A 26731-nucleotide genomic window follows, 5' to 3' on the forward strand; every position below is an offset into this window, starting at 1 on the left:
AAGAACCTTCCAACTTATAATTTTTGACTCCGCACCGCGGGGCGTTTGAGATTTTATTATGCTAATCAAATTATTAACGAAAGTATTCGGTAGCCGTAACGAGCGTACGCTGCGTCGTATGCGCAAAGTAGTCAACGTCATTAACGCGATGGAACCGGAGATGGAAAAACTCTCCGATGACGAGCTGAAAGCGAAGACTGCGGAATTCCGCGCGCGTCTGGAAAAAGGCGCCAGCGTTGAAAGCCTGATCCCGGAAGCATTCGCGGTCGTCCGTGAAGCCAGTAAGCGTGTGTTCGGTATGCGTCACTTTGACGTGCAGTTGCTGGGCGGTATGGTCCTCAACGATCGCTGTATCGCTGAAATGCGTACCGGTGAAGGTAAAACACTGACCGCAACGTTGCCGGCCTACCTGAACGCATTAAGCGGGAAAGGTGTACACGTGGTTACCGTGAACGACTATCTGGCTCAGCGTGACGCCGAAAATAACCGCCCACTGTTTGAGTTCCTCGGCATGACCGTAGGTATCAATATGTCAGGTCTGCCAGCACCGGCCAAGCGTGAAGCTTACAACGCTGACATCACTTACGGTACCAACAACGAATACGGCTTTGACTATCTACGCGACAACATGGCGTTTAGCCCGGAAGAGCGCGTTCAGCGTAAACTGCACTATGCGTTGGTGGATGAGGTCGACTCCATCCTGATTGATGAAGCGCGTACTCCACTGATCATTTCCGGCCCGGCTGAAGATAGCTCGGAAATGTACAAGAAAGTGAACAAAATCATTCCAAACCTGATCCGTCAGGAGAAGGAAGATTCTGACACGTTCCAGGGCGAAGGCCACTTCTCTGTCGATGAGAAGGCGCGCCAGGTTAACCTTACCGAACGTGGTCTGGTTCTGATTGAAGAACTGCTGGTGAAAGAAGGCATTATGGATGAAGGCGAGTCGTTGTACTCTCCGGGCAACATCATGCTGATGCATCACGTGACTGCCGCACTGCGCGCACATGTGCTGTTCACCCGTGATGTAGACTACATTGTGAAAGACGGCGAAGTTATCATCGTCGACGAACACACGGGTCGTACCATGCAGGGGCGTCGTTGGTCCGACGGTCTGCACCAGGCTGTTGAAGCCAAAGAAGGCGTAGAAATCCAGAACGAAAACCAGACGCTGGCTTCCATTACCTTCCAGAACTACTTCCGTTTGTACGAAAAACTGGCCGGTATGACCGGTACGGCAGATACTGAGGCGTTCGAATTCAGTTCTATCTACAAACTGGATACCGTAGTGGTGCCAACTAACCGTCCGATGATCCGTAAGGATTTACCGGATCTGGTGTACATGACCGAAGCGGAAAAAATTCAGGCCATTATCGAAGATATTAAAGAGCGTACAGCAAAGGGTCAGCCGGTGCTGGTTGGTACGATCTCCATTGAAAAATCGGAAGTGGTCTCTAACGAGCTGAACAAAGCGGGTATCAAGCACAACGTGCTGAACGCCAAGTTCCACGCTAACGAAGCGGCAATCGTCGCTCAGGCGGGTTACCCGTCAGCTGTCACTATTGCCACAAACATGGCCGGTCGTGGTACTGATATCGTGTTGGGTGGTAGCTGGCAGGCAGAAGTTGCCGAGCTGGAAGATCCGACGCCAGAGCAAATTGCACAGATCAAAGCCGAGTGGCAGGTGCGTCACGACGCGGTGCTGGCTGCCGGTGGTTTACATATCATCGGTACTGAGCGTCATGAATCTCGTCGTATCGATAACCAGTTACGCGGTCGTTCCGGCCGTCAGGGTGATGCGGGTTCCTCTCGTTTCTACCTGTCGATGGAAGATGCGCTGATGCGTATTTTTGCCTCCGACCGTGTCTCGGGCATGATGCGTAAACTGGGTATGAAGCCAGGCGAAGCAATCGAACACCCATGGGTAACGAAAGCTATTGCTAATGCCCAGCGTAAAGTAGAGAGCCGTAACTTCGATATTCGTAAGCAACTGCTGGAATACGATGACGTTGCGAATGACCAGCGCCGCGCTATCTATACCCAGCGTAACGAACTGCTGGACGTGACTGACGTTAGTGAAACCATCAACAGTATTCGCGAAGATGTCTTCAAAGCGACTATTGATGCGTACATTCCGCCTCAGTCTCTGGAAGAGATGTGGGATATTCCGGGTCTGCAGGAACGTTTGAAAAACGACTTCGATCTGGAAATGCCGATTTCAGAGTGGCTGGATAAAGAGCCTGAACTGCATGAAGAGACGCTGCGTGAACGTATTCTCGCCAACGCTGTAGAGGTCTATCATCGCAAGGAAGAAGTCGTAGGCGCAGAAATGATGCGTCACTTTGAAAAAGGTGTGATGCTGCAAACGCTCGATTCCCTGTGGAAAGAGCACCTTGCGGCGATGGATTACCTGCGCCAGGGGATCCACCTGCGTGGTTATGCGCAGAAAGATCCGAAGCAGGAATATAAACGCGAATCCTTCTCCATGTTTGCCTCTATGCTGGAGTCACTGAAATATGAAGTGATCAGCACCCTGAGCAAAGTGCAGGTGCGTATGCCTGAAGAAGTCGAAGCAATGGAGCAGCAGCGTCGCGAAGATGCTGAGCGTTTAGCGCAGATGCAGCAACTGAGCCACAAAGATGATGAGTCTGCTGTTGCAGAAGAGCTGGCTGCACAGACCGGCGATCGTAAAGTGGGACGTAACGATCCGTGCCCTTGCGGTTCCGGTAAAAAATACAAGCAGTGTCATGGCCGTCTGAGCTAAGAAAGTAACTTACTGAAAAGGCGCAGAATTCTGCGCCTTTTTTATGGGCGATAAATATGAAAGTACTGCAAATTGCTGTTGGAATTATTCGTAATAAGCACAACGAGATTTTTATCACTCAGCGTGCCGCCGATGCTCATATGGCAAACAAACTGGAATTTCCCGGCGGTAAAATTGAACCGGGTGAAACACCAGAGCAGGCGTTAAGTCGCGAGTTACAGGAGGAGGTGGGGATTACACCCGTTAATTGCTCACTGTTCGAAAAACTGGAGTACCAGTTCCCCGACAGACATATCACTTTATGGTTCTGGCTGGTTGAAAGCTGGGAAGGTGAACCGTGGGGGAAAGAGGGGCAACCCGCTCAGTGGATTGCGCAAGATGCGCTAAATACGGACGATTTCCCACCCGCGAATGCACCAGTCATTGAAAAGCTGATTACTGGCTAATTGTGTTCTTAATTTGTCGTTCGTAGGCAGGATGCGGCAACGCCGTATCCTGCAAATTATGGCGGGGGCGCTACGCTTGCCCGCCCTACGTTTTAGTTCGTAGGCCGGATAAGGCAACGCCGCATCCGGCAAATTATTAATGGGGTGCAATGCTTGTCTGGCCTACCGTTTTAGTGGAATTACTTCTGCTCTTCACTCCAGTCGTCGCTTTCTGACAGATCGCCGGAGCTTGGGATTCGCTTCTCTTCCGCGGCCCATTCACCTAGGTCGATTAACTGACAGCGCTTGCTGCAGAATGGACGAAACGGACTGACTTCTGCCCACACGACAGCTTTACCGCAGGTTGGGCAGTTTACGATAGTTTGTTCAGACATCTTAACTCCTTAACAGCACGCCAGATCGAAATCGAGGCGTTCAGGTACCTGACCGTTCTCGCTATCCAGCGGCATAAAGCGAATGGCAAAGCGGCTCTTATGACCTGATATTTGCGGATAAAGCTGCGAAGCGAGCGGCAATTGTAGACGCAATAGATCTGCATCATCGCCGTTGTCCTGGTAAAAACCATTCAGGCTGGTTTGCTTACGAAACGGTGCAGAGTTGCGGATTAAATCCAGCACCAGAGACAATGCCTGGTTGAGAGGATTCAGGCTGGCAAGCCAGGTCTCAACCTGCGCGTCACGCTGAGTCTGTGGTAGATGCAGCCAGATATGTAAAGTCGGCAAATCAAAACTGCAGCATCCGCCGGGAATACTTAAACGCTGACGAACAAGGCCAATCAGACGGTCTTCACGCAGGGTTTGTCCGATGCGTGGGGCTGAAATCAGAATGCTGCCCGTACTTTTTAACTGCTGACGTAAAGAGTCGATTCTGCTTTGATCGACGCCGGGAACTTCAACCCAGGCCTGAAGTTTTCGCTGCTGTCTTTCCAGCTCTTTGAGGAGTTCAGTACGGACTTCGCCACGTTCAAATACATCCAGTAAATCCCCCACATTGCGGAAAAAATGCAGTGCACCTGCGTGATCCACAATGGGCAAATTAATGGAGAGTTGCTGGATCAGAAACTCAATGCGCAGCCATGTACGCATCTTCTCATTGAGAGGGTGTTCAAAAAGGACCTGGGTGTGCATTACGGTTTTTCCTGTGAGACAAACTGCGACGCGAGTTGCAAATAGAGCGCGTGCAGGCGGGCGACATCCGAGACGATGGCATCCGGTGCGCCATTATTATCAATAACATCATCTGCCACGGCAAGGCGCGCTTCACGTGTTGCCTGGGCAGCCAAAATTTGTTCAACGTGCTCGCGCGTAACATCATCACGCTGCATGGTTCGCCTGAGTTGAGTCTCAGGGGTGACATCCACGACGAGTACGCGATCGGCTTTTTCATACAGCGCGTTTTCTACCAACAAGGGGACGACCCATAACAGATAAGGGGAGGTCGCTTGCTGAAACTGACGCTGTGTTTCCTGCTGAATAAGTGGGTGGAGTAAGGCATTTAGCCATTTTTTCTCATCAGGATCCGAAAAAATGCGTTCGCGTAAAATTCGCCGTTGTAACGAGCCATCCGCAGCAATAGCGTCGGAGCCAAAATGTTCTGCAATTGCCTGTAGGGCAGGCATGCCGCGTTCGACCACCTGGCGCGCAATGATATCCGCATCAATCACGTTTATTCCGAGGTCAGCGAATGCATTTGCAACGGTACTTTTACCACTGCCAATGCCGCCGGTTAAGGCTACCGTATACCTCATAGATCCAGATCCTGGAGTTTTGGTTTGATTATCAAACAGTTAAAAATTAAGCATGCAAAGGCGAAGCTGATGCAGGATTAACCTACTAATCGCCAGGTAAATTTATGGGATTGTAGCGTAAAAAAAGAGAATTTCGCAGTCTTGCGCGGCATTGATTAGTGCGTATGATAGCGTCACTGGAGTTGTGAGTTTCGATTTTTCGCCATTAACCCCAGGAATCCGCACATGCGTATCGAAGAAGATCTGAAGTTAGGTTTCAAAGACGTTCTTATCCGCCCTAAGCGTTCTACTCTCAAAAGTCGTTCCGATGTTGAACTGGAACGTCAATTCACCTTTAAACATTCAGGTCAGACCTGGTCCGGCGTGCCGATTATCGCCGCGAACATGGACACCGTCGGGACGTTTGCCATGGCAACGGCACTTGCCTCCTTCGACATCCTGACCGCTGTGCATAAACACTATTCCGTTGAAGACTGGGCCGCTTTCATTGCGGGCTCCTCTGCCGATGTACTGAAACACGTGATGGTTTCAACCGGGACTTCGGACACTGATTTCGAAAAAACCAAACAGATTCTGGCACTGAATCCAGCGCTGAACTTTATCTGCATTGATGTGGCAAATGGCTACTCAGAGCATTTTGTTCAGTTTGTGTCGAAAGCACGTGCGGCCTGGCCGACAAAAACGATTTGTGCTGGCAACGTGGTCACCGGCGAGATGTGTGAAGAGTTGGTACTTTCCGGTGCTGATATCGTCAAAGTGGGTATTGGCCCAGGTTCTGTATGTACCACCCGCGTAAAAACCGGCGTTGGCTATCCACAGCTTTCTGCCGTCATTGAATGTGCTGATGCAGCGCACGGCCTGGGCGGCATGATTGTCAGCGACGGTGGCTGCACAATGCCTGGTGATGTGGCAAAAGCGTTTGGCGGTGGTGCGGACTTCGTGATGCTCGGCGGCATGCTGGCCGGTCATGAAGAAAGCGGCGGTAAAATCGTTGAAGAGAACGGCGAGAAATTCATGCTGTTCTACGGTATGAGCTCTGAGTCTGCTATGACGCGCCATGTCGGTGGTGTTGCTCAGTATCGTGCCGCTGAAGGTAAAACCGTTAAGCTGCCACTGCGTGGCCCGGTTGATAACACGGCTCGTGATATCCTTGGCGGCCTGCGTTCAGCCTGTACTTATGTCGGTGCATCCCGCCTGAAAGAGCTGACCAAACGGACAACCTTTATTCGCGTACAGGAACAAGAAAACCGCGTCTTCAATAGTCTGTAAGAGCTGGTCGTACTGTTAAATGCCTGATGACGCAAAGCTTATCAGGCCTACGCTCATGCTCTGTGTAGGTCTGATAAGGCATTTACGCCGCCATCCGGCATTTGAACTTATCCCACGCCACTCATTGCATCTCCCAGATGAAATATCGGTAAATACATTGCCACAACCAGCGTACCGATAATCCCCCCTGTAATGACAAGCAAGGCCGGCTCAAGTAATGCCGCCAAATTTTCGGCCTGGGACAGCGTGTACTCGCTGTGATGTCGGGCGAGATTTTGCAACATTGCATCCAGCGAACCGGAAGCTTCACCTGTTCTCACCAGTTGTAAGCACAGTGGACTAAATTCACCGCTATTTTTAAGCGCCAGCCAGACTGGCTCCCCGGCGCTGATATCGTGATGCACCTGTGCCAAACGTTGGGCCCAGTAAGGGCAGTTAAGGGTTTCAGTGACACTTTCCAGGCCTTGCAGAAAGGGAATGCCCGCGTTTTGTGTTAATGCCAGTACGGTGAAGATCTGTGTGAGTTTTTGCCCCCTGACCATCGGCCCGATGATGGGAAAGTGCAGCAGTATTTTCTGGCGTAGAATAAGCCAATAAGGCTTCTGCTTTATCAACCCGTATGCTGTTCCCAGCCCCAGGCAGAGCAACCCTGCCAGCCATCCCCATCGACTGCTGTAATATGCCGCGTTAATCATCCATTGAGTGAGCGCCGGTAGCGGTGTGTTGAACGTGCGATAGATGGCTGCAAATTCAGGTAACACAAAATGCAGCATCGCCAGCACGACCATTATCGCCATGGCAAGAATGATAATGGGATACCGTAGTGCTTTTTTAACTTTATCCGCCAGTTGCTGTTGGTTTTTTTGCTGACGGGCAAGTTCAAAGCAGCAGTCGTCCAGTTTTCCCGTTAGCTCTCCGGTGCGGATCATTGCCTGGTACAGCGGGGGAAATACGTGTTGCCACCGTGAAAGCGAGGCTGACAGCGCAATGCCTTGTTCCATATCGTAAGCCAGCGTGCGCAGCAATGCCTGCCACTGGTTGCTGGGATGCTGTTCAGCAAGCAGAGTTAACCCAGCGGAAAGCGTCAATCCCGCTTTAAGCAATGTTGCCAACTGGCGTATGGCTTCGGCACTGTTTGTTCTGCTCCAGTGCGAGGTTTTAACTCGCATCCGGTTAATGCGAATCGGTGTAATCTGCTGTTGTTCGAGCACAAACAGGAGCGATGGTCGGGTATCAGCCCATAGCATCCCCGCTACAGGCTGTCCTTCGCGCGTTATTCCTTGCCAGCGCCATAGCTGTTTAGCTGACATGGGGCATGCCCAGTACGCGGATCAGTTCTTCAAATGTCGTTAACCCTTGTTCCACAGCCTGACAGCCATCTTCGAAAAGAGTACTCATGCCCGCTTGCTGAGCATCTGATTCCACAACGTCTGCGGATGAGCCATCGGCAATACGTTGCCGTAATGCTGGCGTAATGGGCAGTACTTCAAACAGAGCGGCTCGCCCATAGAATCCGTGATAGCAGTGTTGGCAACCGGGTGCCTGCCAACGCGGTAGTGGCGTGGGCCAAAGTGTTGCCGGGAGTGTTATGGGAGTATCAAGTCGTCGCCGACAATGTGGGCATAATTTTCTGACTAATCGCTGTGCAACAATTAACGTCAGCGCGGAGGCAATCATCCAGCGAGCTACTCCCATTTGCTGCAGCCGTATCAGTGTTTCACTGGTGGAATTGGTATGCAGTGTCGAAAGAACCAGATGACCGGTTTGTGCGGCTTTTAGGGCAATCTCAGCTGTTTCGCCGTCGCGGATTTCGCCCACCATAATAATGTCGGGATCCTGGCGTAGCAGTGCACGTAATACACCCTGAAAATTAAGCCCGGCGCGAGGATGGATTTGTGTCTGATTGAGCCCATCAATGGGGATCTCGACCGGGTCTTCTACGCTACAGAGATTCACGTCGGGGGTGTTTCGGGTTTGTAGCGCACTGTACAGGGTAACCGTTTTGCCGCTCCCGGTCGGCCCGGTGACCAGAATCAATCCCTGTGGTTGCTGTAATGCTTGTGAAAACGCAGCCAACTGTGCCTCATGCATGCCCAGTGCGTTGATCTCCAGCGTTTGATTAACCTGGTGAAGCAGGCGTAGCACTACTTTTTCACCCCATCGGCAAGGCAGCGTGGCGATGCGAAACGAAATGGGTTCACCTGAAATCTCCACGGTAAATTGCCCATCTTGCGGGAGCCGGTGCTCGGCAATATCCAGACTGCCTAATACCTTTAATCTTGCGGTGAGAGCTATGCCCATCTCTGTGGTGACTTCCGGCAATGTGTGTAGTACGCCATCCACACGCATCCTGATCCGGTAGTGATTCTCCGCAGGTTCAATATGAATATCAGAAGCCCGCTGTGCCAACGCGGATTGAAAAGCATGGTTCAGCAAACCCGCGGCAGTTGCGCTGCTTTCTGTGATGATGGCCGGGAGCATTTTATGTGGCGTGTGTGTGTGGCCCTCCATTTGCTGACGTGTCCAGCACACAATATCGATACGCCTGGTCGTTGCAAAATGCAGTGCATCCAGCAGTTCGTGGGAAGGGGCATCCACAACGGCGATATGCACCACGTCATTGTCTGCATCCAGCAATATTCCCTGATAACGTTGGCAAAGTGCCGTCAGTTGTGTGGTATTCATCTCTTTTCCTTAGTTGGCATCAAAGCGAAAAACGTCTTCACAAGCCTGTTGCAGCGCACTGTCATTCTGGATAGCGCAGTTGCGATTCCAGCCCGTTATACCGTTGGCGTTGTCCCAACCGGGCGTCATGGTGATGCTTAACCCGTTCAGGCTTTCCTGCCCAGTGAGGCTGACGACACCTTTTTCAACGCTCATACCTGAGACATAGCGGGTGGTGGTCGCAGAGGGGATCCCATTTGTCCCAGCATCACAGGTTTCTGTTCCGCCGTGCTCCAGTGCGCAGAGTTCGACGGCAGTACGGTAGGGGACAAAGGTTTGCAGCATGTCTGTCAGCGCGGCTTTGCGCAGATAGTTTTGATAAGCAGGGATACCGATAGCGCTGAGGATGGCAATGATGCCAATGACCACCATCAGTTCGATAAGCGTGAAGCCTCGTTGTTTGTCCATTGTTGATTTGCTCCTTGAGTTAGCTGGCGCTACTTTGGCAAATCGAAGGGATTTCAGGCGAGGGGCAAAAAATAGAACGAGAAGACCGGTTCAGAGGAATTTTACGAAATTACAGAGTCAGACAACATATTTGCGAAGGCGCTCGAATAAACAGCCAGACTGCGGCGTATAAGACTTATCTGGCTGGGGCTGTAGCCCGATAGGCGAAACGCCATCGGGCAGAACAGTCAGCGATTAGCGAAAACGCATCGAAAGATCGAGTGCGCGGACATGTTTGGTCAGTGCGCCTACAGAGATGAAATCCACGCCGGTTTCCGCGAATTCGCGTAGCGTTTCATAGGTGACGTTACCCGATACTTCCAGACGCGCCTGGCCGTTGGTACGTTTGACCGCTTCGCGCATTTGGTCGGTTTCGAAGTTGTCCAGCATGATGATGTCCGCTCCGGCTTTCAACGCATCGTCCAGTTCATCCAGGCTTTCCACTTCCACTTCAACCGGAACATCCGGGTGTAGCCAGAAGGCTTTCTCCACGGCCTGACGTACCGAACCGGAAGCAATAATGTGGTTCTCTTTAATCAGGAAGGCGTCAGAAAGACCTAAACGATGATTCGCGCCGCCGCCACAGAGCACCGCGTATTTCAGCGCCGTACGCAGCCCAGGCAGCGTTTTACGTGTATCCAGCAGTTGGGTTTTTGTCCCGGCCAGCAGGTCGACGTATTTTCGCACTTCGCTTGCCACGCCAGACAGCGTCTGCACAAAGTTGAGTGCGGTACGTTCGCCGGTTAGCAACACGCGGGAAGGGCCGTCCAGTTCAAACAGCGGTTGGTTAGCCTTAATGCTGTCGCCATCTTCAACATGCCAGTTGATGCTGACATCATCGCCAGCAAGCTGAATAAAGACCTCTTCCACCCAGCGTTTCCCACAAAAAACACCCTCTTCGCGTGTAATGACGGTGGCATGGGAGCGCATATCCTCAGGTAAAAGCTGTGCGGTGATATCGTTATTGGCATCAACTTCTCCGCCTAAATCTTCGCGCAGCGCCTGGGCAACCGCGGCAGGGATATCGAGATTTATGCGTTCCAACAGCGCGTCACGTCGGTAGTCAGGGTTATAGCGGCGAGGCGGCATGATAAAACTCCAAATTGCTAACGAATCATAAGGTAGAAACATGCTACCCTGAACCTGATATGAGCACCACCAATAAGGAGATTCTGCATGTTGTTAGACGAGGGCTGGCTGGCAGAGGCGCGACGCGTTCCCTCTCCTCATTACGATTGCCGCCCGGATGACGAAAGCCCTTCTTTGCTGGTGGTGCATAATATCAGCCTGCCACCCGGTGAATTTGGCGGCCCATGGATAGACGCGTTATTTACCGGAACAATTGATCCCAACGCCCATCCCTTTTTTGCACAAATTGCCCATTTGCGCGTTTCTGCCCATTGTCTGATCCGCCGTGACGGCGAGGTTGTGCAATATGTTCCCTTTGACAAACGTGCCTGGCATGCAGGCGTCTCCTGCTATCAGGGGCGTGAACGCTGTAATGATTTTTCAATTGGTATTGAGCTTGAAGGTACGGATACGCTGGCTTATACCGATGTTCAGTACCAGCAACTGGCTGCCGTGACGCAGACGCTGATTCAGCGTTATCCGGCGATTGCCAGCAACATGACTGGGCATTGCAATATTGCGCCCGAACGGAAGACCGATCCTGGGCCATCTTTTGACTGGGCAAGGTTTCGCGCCCTGGTCACCCCCTCGTCACACAAGGAGATGACATGACGCTGTTTACAACATTACTGGTGCTGATTGTTGAGCGCTTGTTTAAGCTGGGTGAGCACTGGCAGCTTGATCACCGGATTGAGGCTTTTTTCCGGCGGGTTAAGCATTTCTCTATGGCGCGAACGTTAGGAATGACCATTATTGCGATGGTAGTGACATTCCTGTTACTGCGCGCGCTGCATGGGTTGTTGTTTAATGTTCCGCTGTTGGTGGTGTGGATCTTAATTGGTTTGCTGTGCATCGGTGCTGGCAAGGTACGCCTTCATTATCATGCCTACCTGAATGCGGCTTCACGTAATGATGCGCACGCCCGTGAGGCGATGGCCAGTGAGCTGACGCTGATTCATGGCGTGCCGCCGGATTGTGATGAACGAGAGTTTCTGCGTGAGCTACAAAATGCGCTGTTATGGAACAACTTCCGCTTTTATCTGGCGCCGCTATTCTGGTTGATCGTCGGTGGTCCGTGGGGACCGGTGACGCTAGTCGGCTATGCTTTTTTACGTGCGTGGCAATCCTGGCTGGCGCGCTACCAGACACCGCATCAGCGTCTGCAGTCAGGCATTGACGCGATCCTGCATGTCCTGGACTGGGTTCCGGTACGTCTGGCGGGTGTGGTCTATGCGCTGTTAGGACACGGTGAGAAGGCGTTGCCCGCCTGGTTTGCATCGCTGGCGGATCTGCATACTTCGCAGTATCAGGTGTTGACCCGTCTGGCGCAGTTCTCGCTGGCGCGTGAGCCGCATACTGATAAGGTCGAAACGCCGAAAGCAGCCGTTGCAATGGCGAAGAAAACGTCGTTTGTGGTGGTTGTGGTGATTGCGCTGCTCACCATTTATGGGGCATTAGTGTAGCGTTGTGCCGGATGGCGCTAACGCTTATCCGGCCTACACCATATGTAAGTGCCGTAGGCCCGGTAAGCGCAGCGCCACCGGGCAAACATTTTAAAGCGTATCGGCAGGTGGCACGCCAAAATCCGGCATGCCGTTCTCATCCCAGCGTACAAGCTTCAGTCGGGTGTGGCGATTCGGGTCATACAGCGGATCCCCCTCTATTTCGGTGTAATTCCTTGCGTGATACACCAGTACATCATCCCCTTCCGGCGTTTGCGTAAAGCTGTTGTGCCCGGGTCCATACTGACGGTTTTCATAGCTGGTGGTGAAGACCGGACGCGGTGACTTATGCCAGTTTTCCGGGTTTAGCGGATCGGCATGGAGATCGATCCACAGTAAACCCATGCAGTAGTTTTCATCGGTTGCGCTGGCGGAGTAACTGACAAACAATTTGTCTCCGTGCACCACGACGGCTGGACCTTCGTTGACCCAAAATCCCCGACATTCCCAGTCATATTCCGGATGGCTGAGCATCACCGGCTGGCCTTTGATTGTCCAAGGGTTTTCCATCTCTGCGAGATAAACATTGGAGTTTCCGGCAATATCAGGCGATTTCTGCGCCCACAAATACCACTGTTTCCCCTGATGGTTAAACGTTGTGGCATCAAGCGCGAAGGTATCAAACTGGGTTTCAATTTGCCCCTTCTCAACCCACTTACCGCTTAGCGGATCGGCATCTGCGCACTCCAACGCAAACATGCGGTGCTGGAACATACCCAACGTATCAAGCGCCTGGGTGTGCGTGGCCGCAAAGTAGATGTACCACTTACCGGCAATAGCGTGGATCTCCGGTGCCCAGATAAGTTGACTCATTGGACCGCTGTCCGGTTTGCGCCAGACAACAACGGGCTCCGCGGTGCGTAATCCCTCCAGAGAGTCAGCCCGACGCAGCTCCAGTCGGTCATATTCAGGTACTGAAGCAATGAAATAATAGTGGTTACCGTCACGCAGGATAAACGGATCGGCACGCTGTTCGATAAAGGGATTCGGCCACTGATTCATCAGGCTTTCCTTACATGTTCAGTCGATTTAACATCATGGTACTCATTCAATTCACGGTAGTTGGCGCGGCGTTTTTCCAGATCGCTCTGGATTTGCTGCATAAATTCGCGGTCAACTTTCAACAGACGAACCACACCTGCGGTAATCAGATAACCGACGCCCGGAATAATAGTGAACAACAGCATAATGCCGTTAATCGCGGAGTCACTTTGCGCTTTCGCGCCTGCGTCGTAACCGTACCAGGAGAGCAGGAAGCCCACCATCGCGCCGGCAATCGCCAGCCCCAGCTTCAGGAAGAACAGGTTGCCCGAGAAGCTGATCCCGGTAATACGTTTACCGGTTTTCCACTCGCCGTAGTCATCCACATCCGCCATCAGCGACCAGTGCAGTGGAGAAGGGATCTGATGCAGGATGTTGAGCAGGAAGTAGAGCACCATAATCATCATGGTGGCTTTCGGATCGAAGAAGTAAAACGCGCCGGAGAACACCGCCAGTACGATGTTGGTCCAGAAGAAGACTTTCAGTTTGCACCAGCGGTCAGTTAATACCTTCGCGAGCATACTGCCGATCATCATGCCGACAACGCCAAGGCTGATAAACAACGTTGCGAACTGTGTGCTTTGCTGCATAACCCAGGTGACGTAGTACATGGTGGCAGCCATACGAATAAAGCCCGGGCAGACGTTGCACAGGGTTAATAGCAGGATTTTTACCCACTGATCGTTCTTCCACACGTCTTTTAGATCGGCTTTCAAATCGTCGTTCGTGGGTACCGCAGGGCGTACACGTTCGCGCACGGTTGCGAAACAAAACAGGAACATGCACATACCAATGAAAGCCAGCACGGCCATCGCCATCTGATAGCCTTTGGCTTTATCTTCCCCGCCAAACCACTCTGCCATTGGCAGTAGCGTGAGTGAGAGTAGCAGAGTGGCAATCCCGACCAGCACGAAACGATACGACTGGCAGGCGACGCGTTCTTTCGGATCGTTGGTGATGACGCTACCGAGTGAACAGTAGGGAATGTTGATTGCTGTGTAGGTAATAGAGAGCAGGAAGTAGGTGACAAACGCATAGATAACTTTGCTGTTATACGTCCACTCCGGGGTGGTAAACATCAGTACGCTGAATAATGCGTAGGGGAAAGCCATCCACAGAAGCCATGGACGAAACCGACCATATTTACTGCGAGTACGATCGGCCATTGCCCCCATGATAGGGTCAGTAACAGCGTCAATAACGCGTACCGAGAGCAGCAATACGCCGACAAGTGCTGGAGCAAGACCGAAAATATCTGTATAAAAATAGTTAACAAACAGCATGATAGCGCCGAATATGATGTTGCATCCGGCATCGCCCATTCCATAGCCGATCTTTTCTTTCACCGACAGCTTTCTGGTTTCCATCAAGCGCACTCCATTAATGTGATATGGAGAGAATTATTGTCTGGTGCTGGTGTTTTTGCGTTGCAGGATAGCGCCGCTGATATGGACTAAACAGTCATCTGTGGGAAAGTGTGAAGCAGATAACAACCCCCACCTGGTGCAGGTGGGGGGGAAGGATTAATGCGCTTTTACGGCCCCGGCCGTTTTCTGTTTGCACAGATAGCCAATGCCAAGAATGGCAATCCATACCGGGATCAGGTACACAGAGATCGCCATGCCCGGCGTCATCAACATAATCACCAGTACTGCAGCCATGAAAATCAGGCAGATCCAGTTACCTAGCGGGTAGAGCAGTGCCGGGAAGCGAGTGGCGACGCCCTGCTGCTGTTTCGCTTTGCGGAACTTAATATGCGCAAGGCTAATCATTGCCCAGTTGATGACCAATGCGGAAACCACCAGTGCCATCAGCAAGCCAAACGCAGATTCCGGTGCCAGATAGTTAATCAGTACGCACAGTGCGGTAACCAGTGCGGAGACCAGAATGGTGTTAACCGGCACGCCGCGTTTATCCACGTTCATCAGCGCTTTTGGCGCGTTACCCTGCTGAGCCAGGCCGAACAGCATGCGACTGTTGCAGTATACGCAGCTGTTATAGACAGAAAGGGCCGCGGTCAACACCACGATGTTCAGCGCATTGGCAACAAAGGTGTCACCCAGCTCGTGGAAGATAAGGACAAACGGGCTGGTATCTGCTGTTACGCGCGTCCATGGCATCAGGGAAAGCAGAACCGCCAGCGAACCGACATAGAAAATCAGGATACGGTAGATAACCTGGTTAGTCGCTTTGGGAATGCTTTGCTCCGGGTTATCGGCTTCTGCCGCGGTGATGCCGACCAGTTCCAGCCCACCAAAGGAGAACATGATAATCGCCATCATCATCACCAGCCCGGTGAAGCCGTGCGGCAGGAATCCACCCTGGCTCCACAAGTTGCTGACGCTGGCCTGTGGGCCGCCGTTGCCGCTAAACAGCAGCCAGCCGCCGAACAGGATCATTGCGACTACGGCAATGACTTTAATAATGGCGAACCAGAACTCCATCTCACCGAACACTTTTACGTTGGTTAGGTTGATGGCGTTGATGATCACAAAAAAGGCTGCTGCCGAAGCCCATGTTGGGATCTCCGGATACCAGAATTGAATGTATTTACCTACGGCGGTTAGCTCAGCCATGGCAACCAAAACGTACAGTACCCAGTAGTTCCAGCCGGAAGAGAAACCGGCAAAGCTCCCCCAGTATTTGTAGGCAAAGTGACTAAAGGAGCCTGCCACCGGCTCTTCCACCACCATTTCACCTAGCTGACGCATAATCAGAAAAGCGATAAATCCGGCGATAGCGTAACCCAGAATAATACCCGGCCCTGCAGACTGAATAACGGATGCGCTTCCGAGGAATAACCCGGTACCAATCGCGCCACCCAGCGCGATAAGCTGTATATGGCGGTTTTTAAGGCCGCGCTTTAGCTGATCGCCATGCTGTTGACTTTCCATCATGAAACCTCGTGTGTGGTTTTACTCTTCATCTTTCGAGTACTTATATTTTGAACCACGCAGTGACGCGTGTGTAAGTTTGCAATTCCGTTTGTTGTATTAATTTATTTACAGCAATGAATTATGAAATGTTGCCTAAAGACTTTTGTCTTGATCAGAATAATGTTATGCGAGCGCGAATGCACCTGCTTTATGCGGCGTGAGTGACGAGTTGAATAAAAAGAAACCATTTGTAAGCGCAAGTTTATCTACCACAAAATTTCCAATTTGAATTTTTATTCGAAAATAGTGATTGATAAATCGATAAATAAGCAGGTGAATCGGTTCAGATAATATATTTTTTCGTTTCAATTCGGTTAAAACTACCTCGGGATGGGTAAATTTAACATTTGTGCATAGTTACATGTTTGAAACGTTATTTCTGTAATGTTGTTAAAATATGCCTCCTTTACTGATTTCAATCAAAACCTGTATGGACAGAAGGTGAATACTTTGTTACTTTAGCGTCAAGAACATGAAATTGGTAAGACCAATTGACTCCGGGCAAATGGCTTAAGACAGGAAATCATGGCCTACAGCAAAATCCGCCAACCAAAACTCTCCGATGTGATTGAGCAGCAGCTGGAGTTTTTAATTCTTGAGGGGACACTTCGCCCCGGAGAAAAACTCCCACCGGAACGCGAGCTGGCAAAACAGTTCGACGTTTCCCGCCCCTCCTTACGTGAGGCGATCCAACGCCTCGAAGCGAAGGGCTTACTGCTTCGTCGTCAGGGCGGTGGCACTTTTGTTCAGAGCAGCCTGTGGCAGAGCTTTAGCGACCCACTGGTAGAGTTGCTCTCCGACCATCCTGAATCCCAGTTTGACCTGCTCGAAACGCGCCATGCGTTGGAAGGTATTGCGGCCTATTACGCCGCACTGCGCAGCACGGATGAAGACAAAACGCGTATCCGTGAACTCCATCAGGCGATCGAGCTTGCGCAACAGTCCGGCGATCTTGACGGTGAATCTGATGCCGTACTTCAGTATCAAATTGCTGTCACCGAAGCGGCACATAATGTGGTACTGCTCCATTTGCTAAGGTGTATGGAGCCGATGCTGGCCCAGAATGTCCGTCAAAACTTTGAATTGCTGTATGCGCGTCGCGAGATGCTGCCTCTGGTAAGCAGTCACCGCACCCGTATTTTTGAAGCAATTATCGCCGGGAAGCCGGAGGAGGCGCGTGAAGCGTCGCACCGTCACCTGGCATTTATCGAAGAGATTCTCCTGGACAGAAGCCGTGAGGAAAGTCGTCGTGAACGCGCCTTACGCCGCCTGGAGCAACGAAAGAATTAGTGATTTTTCTGGCAGAACGTTAACCAGAAGATGTTGTAAATCAAGCGCGAACTAAAAGCGCGCGGCAACTAAATGCCAGGCCCATAAGGCTATTTTATTTGCCATTTTGGCCCTGGGCAGTGCTCACAATCCTCACGTACTACGTGTACGCTCCGGTTGTTCCGCGCTGTCCGTGCCCAAACTGGCTGCAACAATGACGCCTGATGGGTCAGGCAATAAACGCAGAACCTGTCTTATTGCGCTTTTAGTTGTTCAAAATAATTCGGGTTGTATCGCGGCGGCAAGCGAGCGAGTCGCCAGGAGCATAGTGAACTATGTGACTGGTGCGAGGAAGCGCAGCCAACAAAGAGACAACCTGAAGTATGAAGAACAAAGAGCGCAATGGGACAGGTTCCAGATAACTCAACGTATTAGATAGATAAGGAATACCCCCATGTCAGAACGTTTCCCAAATGACGTGGATCCGATCGAAACTCGCGACTGGCTACAGGCGATCGAATCGGTCATCCGTGAAGAAGGTGTTGAGCGTGCTCAGTATCTGATCGACCAACTGCTTTCAGAAGCCCGCAAAGGCGGCGTGAAAGTAGCGGCAGGTGCAGGGGCCAGCAATTATGTAAACACTATTGCCGTTGAAGATGAACCGGAATACCCGGGCAATCTGGAGCTGGAACGTCGTATTCGTTCTGCTATCCGCTGGAACGCCATCATGACCGTACTGCGTGCGTCTAAAAAGGATCTTGAGCTGGGTGGCCATATGGCATCCTTCCAGTCCTCCGCAACGGTATATGATGTTTGCTTCAACCACTTCTTCCGTGCACGCAACGAGCAGGACGGTGGCGATCTGGTGTACTTCCAGGGTCACATCTCTCCGGGCATCTATGCACGCGCATTCCTGGAAGGTCGTCTGACTGAAGAGCAGATGAACAACTTCCGTCAGGAAGTTCATGGCAAAGGCCTGTCTTCCTACCCGCACCCGAAACTGATGCCGGAATTCTGGCAGTTCCCGACCGTATCTATGGGTCTGGGTCCAATCGGTGCTATCTACCAGGCTAAATTCCTGAAATATCTGGAACACCGTGGCCTGAAAGATACCTCTAAACAAACCGTTTACGCTTTCCTGGGCGACGGCGAGATGGATGAGCCAGAATCTAAGGGTGCTATCACCATCGCGACCCGTGAAAAACTGGACAACCTGGTCTTCGTTATCAACTGTAACCTGCAGCGTCTTGATGGCCCGGTCACCGGTAATGGCAAGATTGTCAACGAACTGGAAGGCATCTTCGCTGGCGCTGGCTGGAACGTGATTAAAGTCATGTGGGGCGGTCGTTGGGATGAGCTGCTGCGTAAAGATACCAGCGGTAAGCTGATCCAGCTGATGAACGAAACCGTTGACGGCGACTACCAGACCTTCAAATCCAAAGACGGCGCTTACGTACGTGAGCACTTCTTCGGTAAATATCCGGAAACCGCAGCACTGGTTGCTGACTGGACTGACGAGCAGATTTGGGCGCTGAACCGTGGTGGTCACGATCCGAAGAAAGTCTACGCTGCACTGAAAAAAGCGCAGGAAACCAAAGGCAAAGCAACTGTAATCCTGGCCCATACCATCAAAGGTTACGGCATGGGTGACACCGCCGAAGGTAAGAACATCGCTCACCAGGTTAAGAAAATGAACATGGACGGCGTGCGTTATATCCGCGACCGTTTCAATGTGCCAGTAACCGATGAGCAGGTTGAAAACCTGTCTTACATTACCTTCCCGGAAGGTTCTGAAGAGCACACCTATCTGCACGCCCAGCGTCAGAAACTGCACGGTTACCTGCCGAGCCGTCAGCCGAACTTCACTGAGAAGCTGGAACTGCCGGCGCTGGAAGACTTCGGTGCGCTGCTGGAAGAGCAGAACAAAGAAATCTCTACCACTATCGCTTTCGTTCGTGCCCTGAACGTGATGCTGAAGAACAAATCGATCAAAGATCGTCTGGTTCCAATCATTGCCGACGAAGCGCGTACTTTCGGTATGGAAGGTCTGTTCCGTCAGATCGGTATCTACAGCCCGAACGGCCAGCAGTACACCCCGCAGGACCGTGAGCAGGTTGCTTACTATAAAGAAGACGAAAAAGGTCAGATCCTGCAGGAAGGTATCAACGAACTGGGTGCAGGCGCGTCCTGGCTGGCTGCTGCAACATCTTACAGCACCAACGATCTGCCGATGATCCCGTTCTACATCTACTACTCCATGTTCGGGTTCCAGCGTATCGGCGACCTGTGCTGGCAGGCAGGCGACCAGCAGGCTCGCGGCTTCCTGATTGGTGGGACTTCCGGTCGTACGACGCTGAACGGCGAAGGTCTGCAGCACGAAGATGGTCATAGCCATATTCAGTCTCTGACTATCCCGAACTGTATCTCTTACGATCCGTCTTACGCGTACGAAGTTGCGGTCATCATGCATGATGGTCTGGAGCGTATGTACGGTGAGAAACAAGAGAACGTTTACTACTACATCACCACGCTGAACGAAAACTACCACATGCCGGCAATGCCAGCAGGTGCCGAGGAAGGTATCCGTAAAGGTATCTACAAACTCGAAACCCTTGAAGGTAAGAAAGGTAAAGTTCAGCTGCTGGGCTCCGGTTCTATCCTGCGTCACGTCCGTGAAGCAGCACAGATCCTGGCGAACGACTACGGTGTAGGTTCTGACGTATACAGCGTAACGTCCTTCACTGAACTGGCGCGTGATGGCCAGGATTGTGAGCGTTGGAACATGCTGCACCCGATGGAAACTCCGCGCGTTCCGTACATCGCTCAGGTGATGAACGACGCTCCGGCAGTTGCATCTACTGACTATATGAAACTGTTTGCCGAACAGGTTCGTACTTATGTACCGGCTGATGATTATCGCGTACTGGGTACTGACGGTTTCGGTCGCTCTGACAGCCGTGAAAACCTGCGTCACCACTTCGAAGTTGATGCTTCCTACGTGGTTGTAGCGGCCCTGGGCGAACTGGCTAAACGTGGCGAAATCGATAAGAAAGTGGTTGCTGACGCAATCATCAAATTCAACATCGATGCAGATAAAGTTAACCCGCGTCTGGCGTAAGAGGTAAAAGAATAATGGCTATCGAAATCAATGTACCGGACATCGGGGCTGATGAAGTTGAAATCACCGAGATCCTGGTCAAAGTGGGCGACAAAGTTGAAGCTGAACAGTCGCTGATCACCGTAGAAGGCGACAAAGCCTCTATGGAAGTTCCGTCTCCTCAGGCTGGTATCGTTAAAGAGATCAAAGTCTCTGTTGGCGACAAAACTGAGACCGGCAAACTGATCATGATTTTCGATTCCGCCGACGGTGCAGCAACTGCTGCACCTGCTCCGGCAGAAGAGAAGAAAGCAGCCGCTCCGGCAGCTGCACCAGCTGCTGCAGCTGCGGCAAAAGACGTACACGTACCAGACATCGGCGGTGACGAAGTTGAAGTTACCGAGATCATGGTTAAAGTGGGCGATACCGTTGCGGCTGAACAGTCTCTGATCACCGTAGAAGGCGACAAAGCGTCTATGGAAGTTCCGGCGCCGTTCGCAGGAACTGTTAAAGAGATCAAAATCAACACTGGCGACAAAGTGTCTACCGGCTCCCTGATTATGGTCTTTGAAGTCGCAGGCGCAGCGCCTGCTGCTGCACCGGCTCAGGCTGCGGCTCCTGCTGCAGCGGCAGCTCCGGCGGCAACGGGTTCTAAAGAAGTTAACGTACCGGATATCGGCGGTGACGAAGTTGAAGTGACCGAAGTGATGGTCAAAGTGGGCGATAAAATTGCCGCTGAGCAGTCACTGATCACCGTAGAAGGCGACAAAGCGTCTATGGAAGTGCCGGCACCGTTCGCGGGTACCGTAAAAGAAATCAAAATCAGCACCGGCGACAAAGTGAAAACCGGTTCTCTGATTATGGTCTTCGAAGTTGAAGGCGCAGCACCTGCTGCTGCACCGGCACAAGCTGCGGCACCGGCTCCGGCCGCTGCACCTGCACAAGCTGCTCCAGCTCCGGCTGCAAAAGCGGAAAGCAAATCTGACTTCGCAGAAAACGATGCTTACGTCCACGCAACTCCGCTGATCCGTCGCCTGGCGCGCGAATTTGGCGTGAATCTGGCGAAAGTGAAAGGTTCAGGTCGTAAAGGCCGTATCCTGCGTGAAGACGTTCAGGCATACGTGAAAGACGCGGTTAAACGTGCTGAAGCTGCTCCGGCAGCCGCTGCTGGCGGCGGTATCCCGGGCATGCTGCCTTGGCCAAAAGTTGATTTCAGCAAGTTTGGTGAAATCGAAGAAGTGGAACTGGGCCGTATCCAGAAAATCTCTGGTGCTAACCTGAGCCGTAACTGGGTGATGATCCCGCACGTTACCCACTTCGATAAGACCGATATCACCGATCTGGAAGCGTTCCGTAAACAACAGAACGCCGAAGCGGAGAAACGTAAACTGGACGTGAAATTCACCCCAGTGGTCTTCATCATGAAAGCCGTTGCTGCCGCTCTGGAACAGATGCCGCGCTTCAACAGCTCTCTGTCTGAAGACGGTCAGCGTCTGACCCTGAAGAAATACATCAACATCGGTGTTGCGGTAGATACCCCGAATGGTCTGGTTGTTCCGGTCTTCAAAGACGTGAACAAGAAGAGCATTACCGAGCTGTCTCGTGAACTGACCGTGATCTCCAAGAAAGCACGTGATGGCAAGCTGACCGCTGGCGAAATGCAGGGCGGTTGCTTCACCATCTCCAGCATCGGTGGCCTGGGTACTACCCACTTCGCGCCGATTGTGAACGCGCCGGAAGTGGCTATCCTCGGTGTCTCCAAGTCCTCTATGGAGCCAGTGTGGAACGGTAAAGAGTTTATGCCGCGTCTGATGATGCCGATTTCGCTCTCCTTCGACCACCGTGTAATCGACGGTGCAGATGGTGCGCGCTTTATCACCATCATCAACAACATGCTGTCTGACATTCGCCGCCTGGTGATGTAAGCGAAAAAGCCGGCCCGACGGCCGGCTTTTTTCTGGTAATCTCATGAAGTCAGTGAGGTTATTGTGCGAAAGACAAATCGGTTGCCGTTTGTTGTTTCAAAATTGTTAACAATTTTGTAAAATACGGGCGGATAGAACGACCCGGTGGACGACGGGTATAAATTAAGAGGTCATGATGAGCACTGAAATCAAAACTCAGGTCGTGGTACTTGGGGCAGGCCCGGCAGGTTACTCTGCTGCCTTCCGTTGCGCAGATTTAGGTCTGGAGACCGTCATCGTAGAACGTTACAGCACCCTTGGTGGTGTTTGTCTGAACGTCGGCTGTATCCCTTCTAAAGCGCTGCTGCACGTAGCAAAAGTTATCGAAGAAGCCAAAGCACTGGCTGAACACGGTATTGTTTTTGGCGAGCCGAAAACTGATATCGACAAGATTCGTACCTGGAAAGAAAAAGTTATCACTCAACTGACCGGCGGTCTGGCTGGTATGGCCAAAGGCCGTAAAGTGAAAGTGGTTAACGGTCTGGGTAAATTTACCGGGGCGAACACCCTGGAAGTTGAAGGCGAAAACGGCAAAACCGTCATCAACTTCGACAACGCGATCATCGCGGCGGGTTCCCGTCCGATCGAACTGCCATTCATTCCGCATGAAGATCCGCGCGTGTGGGATTCCACCGATGCACTGGAACTGAAAACTGTTCCTAAGCGCCTGCTGGTAATGGGCGGCGGTATCATCGGTCTGGAAATGGGTACCGTGTACCATGCGCTGGGTTCAGAGATTGACGTGGTTGAAATGTTTGACCAGGTTATCCCGGCTGCCGATAAAGACGTGGTGAAAGTCTTCACCAAACGCATCAGCAAGAAATTCAACCTGATGCTGGAAACCAAAGTGACTGCCGTTGAAGCGAAAGAAGACGGTATCTACGTTTCCATGGAAGGCAAAAAAGCGCCTGCTGAAGCACAGCGTTATGATGCCGTACTGGTTGCTATCGGTCGTGTACCGAACGGTAAAAACCTCGACGCGGGCAAAGCTGGCGTTGAAGTTGATGACCGTGGTTTCATCCGCGTTGACAAACAGCTGCGCACCAACGTGCCGCACATCTTTGCTATCGGCGATATCGTCGGTCAGCCGATGCTGGCGCACAAAGGTGTTCACGAAGGTCACGTTGCCGCTGAAGTTATCGCCGGGAAGAAACACTACTTCGACCCGAAAGTTATCCCATCCATCGCGTACACTGAACCAGAAGTTGCATGGGTTGGCCTGACTGAGAAAGAAGCGAAAGAAAAAGGCATCAGCTACGAAACCGCCACCTTCCCGTGGGCTGCCTCTGGCCGTGCTATCGCTTCCGACTGCGCAGACGGTATGACCAAACTGATTTTCGACAAAGAATCTCACCGTGTGATCGGTGGTGCAATTGTCGGTACCAACGGCGGCGAGCTGCTGGGCGAAATTGGTCTGGCGATCGAAATGGGTTGCGACGCTGAAGATATCGCACTGACCATCCACGCACACCCGACTCTGCATGAGTCTGTGGGCCTGGCGGCAGAAGTGTTCGAAGGCAGCATCACCGACCTGCCAAACCCGAAAGCGAAGAAAAAGTAATCTTCTCGTTTTTGTGAAAACGCCTCTTCGGAGGCGTTTTTTTTGCCTAAAGCTACCCGTTATTTCAGGCAACATGCCGGGTAGCGCTACCCCGGCCTACGGCTTAACCTCGCTTTACGGTGCTACGGGCTGCCAGTTTTTATCCGGATGGAATGTGGTTAACGCCTGTGCTTTTTGCTGAGAATCAACGCCGAGATTGGCCTGATATACATTGTCATCGCCGCTAATCATAAAGCTCATCACCCCTGTGTGACCGTAGCTAATGGGCCATGCAATCATGGCAAAACCACTGGCGTTGTCCGGCAGTATGCGGAAACGATAACCGTGATAACCCGTGCCGGGCTCTTGTGGGCTGAAGGCGGGTCCCAGAGGGCTTGGCGCTTCGCCTGGTGCGGCGGGCCAGTAAAGCCCATCTTTTTTACCTTCGCTACTGACAATTTTTTGCGCATACGATTTGTTCAGCGCGTAATAGCTTTGCTGCGCGTCAACGTAGGCGTGCAGTGCTTCGATGGCTGAAAGCTCGTTGCGACCGATCGTTCGAGTGAGGATCTCCTCCTGGGCTTCGGTCATATCGAACGCCCAACCTTTGCTGGTTTTCACCATCGGTATGGGTAACTGCCAGTCATCTTGCCCTACGTTGAGATGCGCCATGTTGTCCTGCAGCACAATGTGATGGCTCACCTTCCAGTCGCGATTAAAGCGTGCCACCGCTTCCGGATCGGCCCCTTCTGGTGGTAAAAAATGTCGCCAGTTTTCACCCAGTAGCGCCGTGAGCTGCTTTTCATTTTGCTGCGCCACCGCAGCGGCAAATGCACTGGCCGCTTCTTCGGGGGAGGTGAACGCCTGTTGCGCATAGCTCACCAGCGGCAAGGAGAGCAACAGGGCGCTTAACATAATTTTTTTCATCATCGGCTCCGGTTAACGACGGCGAAATTCGTGGTGCTCAGAAAAATTCTCGCGTGCCGCAGCGCGCTGCCCGCTGTTGAGGTTGCTCGCGCGACGGCTTTCCTGTCCACGCAGTTGCTGGGACTGCCACGACGGTGAGCGGCTGTCATTCCCGCTGAAGACGTTTGAATGTGTATTCTGACGGGAGGCCAGACGTTGTTGCGAGTTGGATGATTCAACGCGTTGGCGAGCGGTTTCCCTTTGCTGCTGTGAAACCGGATGTTGCTGAGCTTTTGACTTCAGTTCAGAGCGGTGCTGCTGTTGCGTAGTGGATTTATTCAGCGTCTTCTGTGCTGCTTCACGACGGCTGTTGTTTTGTGTTTCGTCATAGCCACGATAGTTATTGCGCTGGGCAATTTGATTTAGCTGTGAAGAGGCGGCTTTACGTTGAGCATCCCGCGATGTCTGACCCGACAAGTTTGCCGGAGAGGTCTGGCTACGCTGTTGGAACTGCGTCATTGCGGCCTGACGCTGGCTGTCTCGTGTGGCAGCGGTGGTCGGTGTATGTTGAGTGGCGCTTAAACCCCCGCTAACGTTGGTCTGATGAAAACGTTGTGCGACCGCGTCGTTCTGGTAAGGCACGCCGTTACGGTACGCAGGGTTGTGCTGCCAGGCAATGTTTTGCCCTTTCAGGTTTTGTCCGGAGATATGGTTGAAATTGTTAACATCAATATTGATGTTATCTCCGTTGTGCTGGTAGCCATTACCGCCGTGAGGGCCGTCATGGTCATGGTAGTCATCATCATGGTGATGGTCGTCGTCATCCCAGTCGATGTTACTGAACAGCGCATAGGTCGTCGCAACGCCCAGGCTATAGCCGAAACCTTTGACGAAGCTATCGGCAAATTGCTCTCCCGGAGGGGGCGGCAGATAGACGGGCGGGTAGGCAGTATTAGGCCAGCTGCCGTAAACAACGGTTGGATTGTAGTTCGGCACATATACCACCTGTGGATCGGTCGGCTCAATTTTGATAACCGTCGAGGTGGGCGCGCTGCTGGTCACTTTCGTCGTTGATGATGACGGCGTCTGAACCACGGTTGTTTTCTGGGTGTTCGTGACCGTTTGCTGCGGTGTGGATTTTAGCGAACCTGTTTGCTGAGCCAGCAAACGCAGGCGTTGTACGGCATCCATCACGTCCTGTGGCTGTGCCAGAAACGCATTTCCCAGGTTTTGTACCCAGTCAGGGTTTTCGCCCATCAGAGCCATCAGTTGCGGAAATGCCACCAGCGACTTCACGCTGGGATCCCATGACTGGCCGGACACTGCCTGAATGGCGGCATCACCTTGCAGTGTCGGATTATCACGAGACCACTGAACCGCCTGTACCACGTTCGATGGATACGTTGAGGCCATCAACACCTGAGAAAGTAACGGGTCAGGGTAGAGCGCAACAGGGGCGACCCACTGATCGAGTTGAGCAGTGGTGTACGTTGTTGCCGCAACCGGGGCGACTGCGGGAGCCGCTGCAACGGGCGGTTGAGGCGCTACTGCCGGGGCAGGCTGCGAGGGGGCTTCTGGTGTGCGGCTGTTTACAAACAGCACGCCCGCACCGACAAATAACCCTGCACTGCACGCCAGAGCAATGATATGGGGCTTAAAGGGCAACGTCATTTTATCTCTCCCGACTCAGTAAGAATCGTCATAGTCATTATGCCTGCCGCCAGTGGGTGCAGTGTTCCGTGAGTATAAAGAGACAATAGTTTAATTTTTGACGAATCTTGGGATCGTTAACGCAAGTTTATTATCAGGGAGCTAAATAATGTGACTAAACATTGCTGGTGAAAATTATCATTCCCCTTCTGCTATTGTGAAGAGCATTAGACCATCCTTAACGATTCAGCCAATTTTTTATGTTGCTTTTTTGTAAACAGATTAACACCCAACGAAAATC

At 52.1% G+C, this 26731-nt stretch carries 21 protein-coding genes; 9 read left to right on the forward strand and 12 right to left on the reverse strand.

Annotated elements, in window-relative coordinates:
• The first annotated feature begins 58 nt into the window (after positions 1-58).
• A complete protein-coding gene (gene secA / locus NNO02_RS06725) occupies positions 59-2764 on the forward strand; it encodes a preprotein translocase subunit SecA (protein WP_271454455.1) in 2706 nt (901 codons plus the stop codon).
• A gap of 56 nt (positions 2765-2820) precedes the next feature.
• Positions 2821-3210 (forward strand): 8-oxo-dGTP diphosphatase MutT, encoded by a 390-nt coding sequence (gene mutT / locus NNO02_RS06730; protein ID WP_271454456.1) that lies wholly within the window; start codon positions 2821-2823, stop codon positions 3208-3210.
• Between the two features lie 179 nt (positions 3211-3389).
• On the opposite strand, the gene yacG is transcribed toward mutT, so the two are convergent.
• The 3 genes from yacG to coaE are packed head-to-tail and all read right to left on the reverse strand — an operon-like array spanning position 3390 to position 4957.
• Complete coding sequence (gene yacG / locus NNO02_RS06735) at positions 3390-3584, reverse strand: DNA gyrase inhibitor YacG (RefSeq protein ID WP_005124648.1); 195 nt, start codon at positions 3582-3584, stop codon at positions 3390-3392.
• Between the two features lie 9 nt (positions 3585-3593).
• A complete protein-coding gene (gene zapD, locus NNO02_RS06740; RefSeq protein ID WP_271454457.1) occupies positions 3594-4337 on the reverse strand; it encodes a cell division protein ZapD in 744 nt (247 codons plus the stop codon).
• The gene (gene coaE, locus NNO02_RS06745; protein ID WP_271454458.1) at positions 4337-4957 is read right to left on the reverse strand and encodes a dephospho-CoA kinase; all 621 of its coding nucleotides are present in this window, start codon (positions 4955-4957) and stop codon (positions 4337-4339) included. Before coaE ends, zapD begins: the two co-directional genes overlap by 1 nt.
• A gap of 225 nt (positions 4958-5182) precedes the next feature.
• Between coaE and NNO02_RS06750 the strand changes: the two genes are divergently transcribed.
• Positions 5183-6226, forward strand: coding sequence for a GMP reductase (locus NNO02_RS06750; RefSeq protein WP_271454459.1), 1044 nt, complete (start codon positions 5183-5185; stop codon positions 6224-6226).
• Positions 6227-6333: 107 nt separating this feature from the next.
• Here the strand turns inward: NNO02_RS06750 and hofC are convergent, their stop codons facing one another.
• The 4 genes from hofC to nadC all read right to left on the reverse strand — a co-directional run bounded on the left by hofC (position 6334) and on the right by nadC (position 10486).
• The gene (gene hofC, locus NNO02_RS06755; protein WP_271454460.1) at positions 6334-7536 is read right to left on the reverse strand and encodes a protein transport protein HofC; all 1203 of its coding nucleotides are present in this window, start codon (positions 7534-7536) and stop codon (positions 6334-6336) included.
• A complete protein-coding gene (gene gspE / locus NNO02_RS06760) occupies positions 7526-8911 on the reverse strand; it encodes a type II secretion system protein GspE (RefSeq protein ID WP_271450011.1) in 1386 nt (461 codons plus the stop codon). The genes hofC and gspE overlap by 11 nt, the downstream gene beginning before the upstream one ends.
• A gap of 9 nt (positions 8912-8920) precedes the next feature.
• Positions 8921-9358, reverse strand: a complete 438-nt coding sequence (ppdD, locus tag NNO02_RS06765) for a prepilin peptidase-dependent pilin (RefSeq protein ID WP_271450010.1) — start codon at positions 9356-9358, stop codon at positions 8921-8923.
• Positions 9359-9592: 234 nt separating this feature from the next.
• A complete protein-coding gene (gene nadC / locus NNO02_RS06770; protein WP_271450009.1) occupies positions 9593-10486 on the reverse strand; it encodes a carboxylating nicotinate-nucleotide diphosphorylase in 894 nt (297 codons plus the stop codon).
• 87 nt (positions 10487-10573) lie between these two features.
• Between nadC and ampD the strand changes: the two genes are divergently transcribed.
• Together ampD and ampE are read left to right on the forward strand one after the other, a co-directional pair.
• On the forward strand, positions 10574-11137 hold the full coding sequence (ampD, locus tag NNO02_RS06775; RefSeq protein WP_271450008.1) for a 1,6-anhydro-N-acetylmuramyl-L-alanine amidase AmpD: 564 nt from the start codon (positions 10574-10576) through the stop codon (positions 11135-11137).
• Positions 11134-11988, forward strand: coding sequence for a beta-lactamase regulator AmpE (gene ampE, locus NNO02_RS06780; RefSeq protein ID WP_271440512.1), 855 nt, complete (start codon positions 11134-11136; stop codon positions 11986-11988). The genes ampD and ampE overlap by 4 nt, the downstream gene beginning before the upstream one ends.
• 90 nt (positions 11989-12078) lie before the next feature.
• Here the strand turns inward: ampE and NNO02_RS06785 are convergent, their stop codons facing one another.
• The 3 genes from NNO02_RS06785 to aroP form a co-directional block, all read right to left on the reverse strand.
• Complete coding sequence (locus NNO02_RS06785) at positions 12079-13029, reverse strand: glycoside hydrolase family 43 protein (RefSeq protein WP_271454461.1); 951 nt, start codon at positions 13027-13029, stop codon at positions 12079-12081.
• Positions 13029-14435 (reverse strand): glycoside-pentoside-hexuronide (GPH):cation symporter, encoded by a 1407-nt coding sequence (locus NNO02_RS06790; RefSeq protein WP_271440514.1) that lies wholly within the window; start codon positions 14433-14435, stop codon positions 13029-13031. The genes NNO02_RS06785 and NNO02_RS06790 overlap by 1 nt, the downstream gene beginning before the upstream one ends.
• A 156-nt stretch (positions 14436-14591) precedes the next feature.
• Complete coding sequence (gene aroP / locus NNO02_RS06795; RefSeq protein WP_271454462.1) at positions 14592-15965, reverse strand: aromatic amino acid transporter AroP; 1374 nt, start codon at positions 15963-15965, stop codon at positions 14592-14594.
• Positions 15966-16529: 564 nt separating this feature from the next.
• On the opposite strand from aroP, the gene pdhR reads away from it, so the two are divergent.
• The 4 genes from pdhR (at position 16530) to lpdA (ending at position 23895) form a co-directional block, all read left to right on the forward strand.
• Positions 16530-17294, forward strand: a complete 765-nt coding sequence (gene pdhR / locus NNO02_RS06800; protein WP_137383704.1) for a pyruvate dehydrogenase complex transcriptional repressor PdhR — start codon at positions 16530-16532, stop codon at positions 17292-17294.
• Between the two features lie 433 nt (positions 17295-17727).
• Positions 17728-20391 carry a pyruvate dehydrogenase (acetyl-transferring), homodimeric type gene (gene aceE / locus NNO02_RS06805; RefSeq protein ID WP_202039483.1) on the forward strand — a complete coding sequence of 888 codons (2664 nt, stop codon included), beginning with the start codon at positions 17728-17730 and terminating at the stop codon, positions 20389-20391.
• A 14-nt stretch (positions 20392-20405) separates the two neighbouring features.
• Positions 20406-22295: a pyruvate dehydrogenase complex dihydrolipoyllysine-residue acetyltransferase gene (gene aceF, locus NNO02_RS06810; RefSeq protein ID WP_271454463.1), complete on the forward strand. Its 1890-nt coding sequence runs from the start codon at positions 20406-20408 to the stop codon at positions 22293-22295.
• Between the two features lie 175 nt (positions 22296-22470).
• Positions 22471-23895 carry a dihydrolipoyl dehydrogenase gene (gene lpdA, locus NNO02_RS06815; RefSeq protein ID WP_003018686.1) on the forward strand — a complete coding sequence of 475 codons (1425 nt, stop codon included), beginning with the start codon at positions 22471-22473 and terminating at the stop codon, positions 23893-23895.
• A gap of 114 nt (positions 23896-24009) precedes the next feature.
• Here the strand turns inward: lpdA and NNO02_RS06820 are convergent, their stop codons facing one another.
• Positions 24010-24804, reverse strand: coding sequence for a DUF2950 family protein (locus NNO02_RS06820; RefSeq protein ID WP_271454464.1), 795 nt, complete (start codon positions 24802-24804; stop codon positions 24010-24012).
• 9 nt (positions 24805-24813) lie between these two features.
• Positions 24814-26451 (reverse strand): DUF3300 domain-containing protein, encoded by a 1638-nt coding sequence (locus tag NNO02_RS06825; protein WP_271450002.1) that lies wholly within the window; start codon positions 26449-26451, stop codon positions 24814-24816.
• Between the last annotated feature and the right edge of the window lie 280 nt (positions 26452-26731).

Origin of the sequence: Citrobacter sp. Awk 2, assembly GCF_028069815.1 — a bacterium.
Classification (GTDB): domain Bacteria; phylum Pseudomonadota; class Gammaproteobacteria; order Enterobacterales; family Enterobacteriaceae; genus Citrobacter.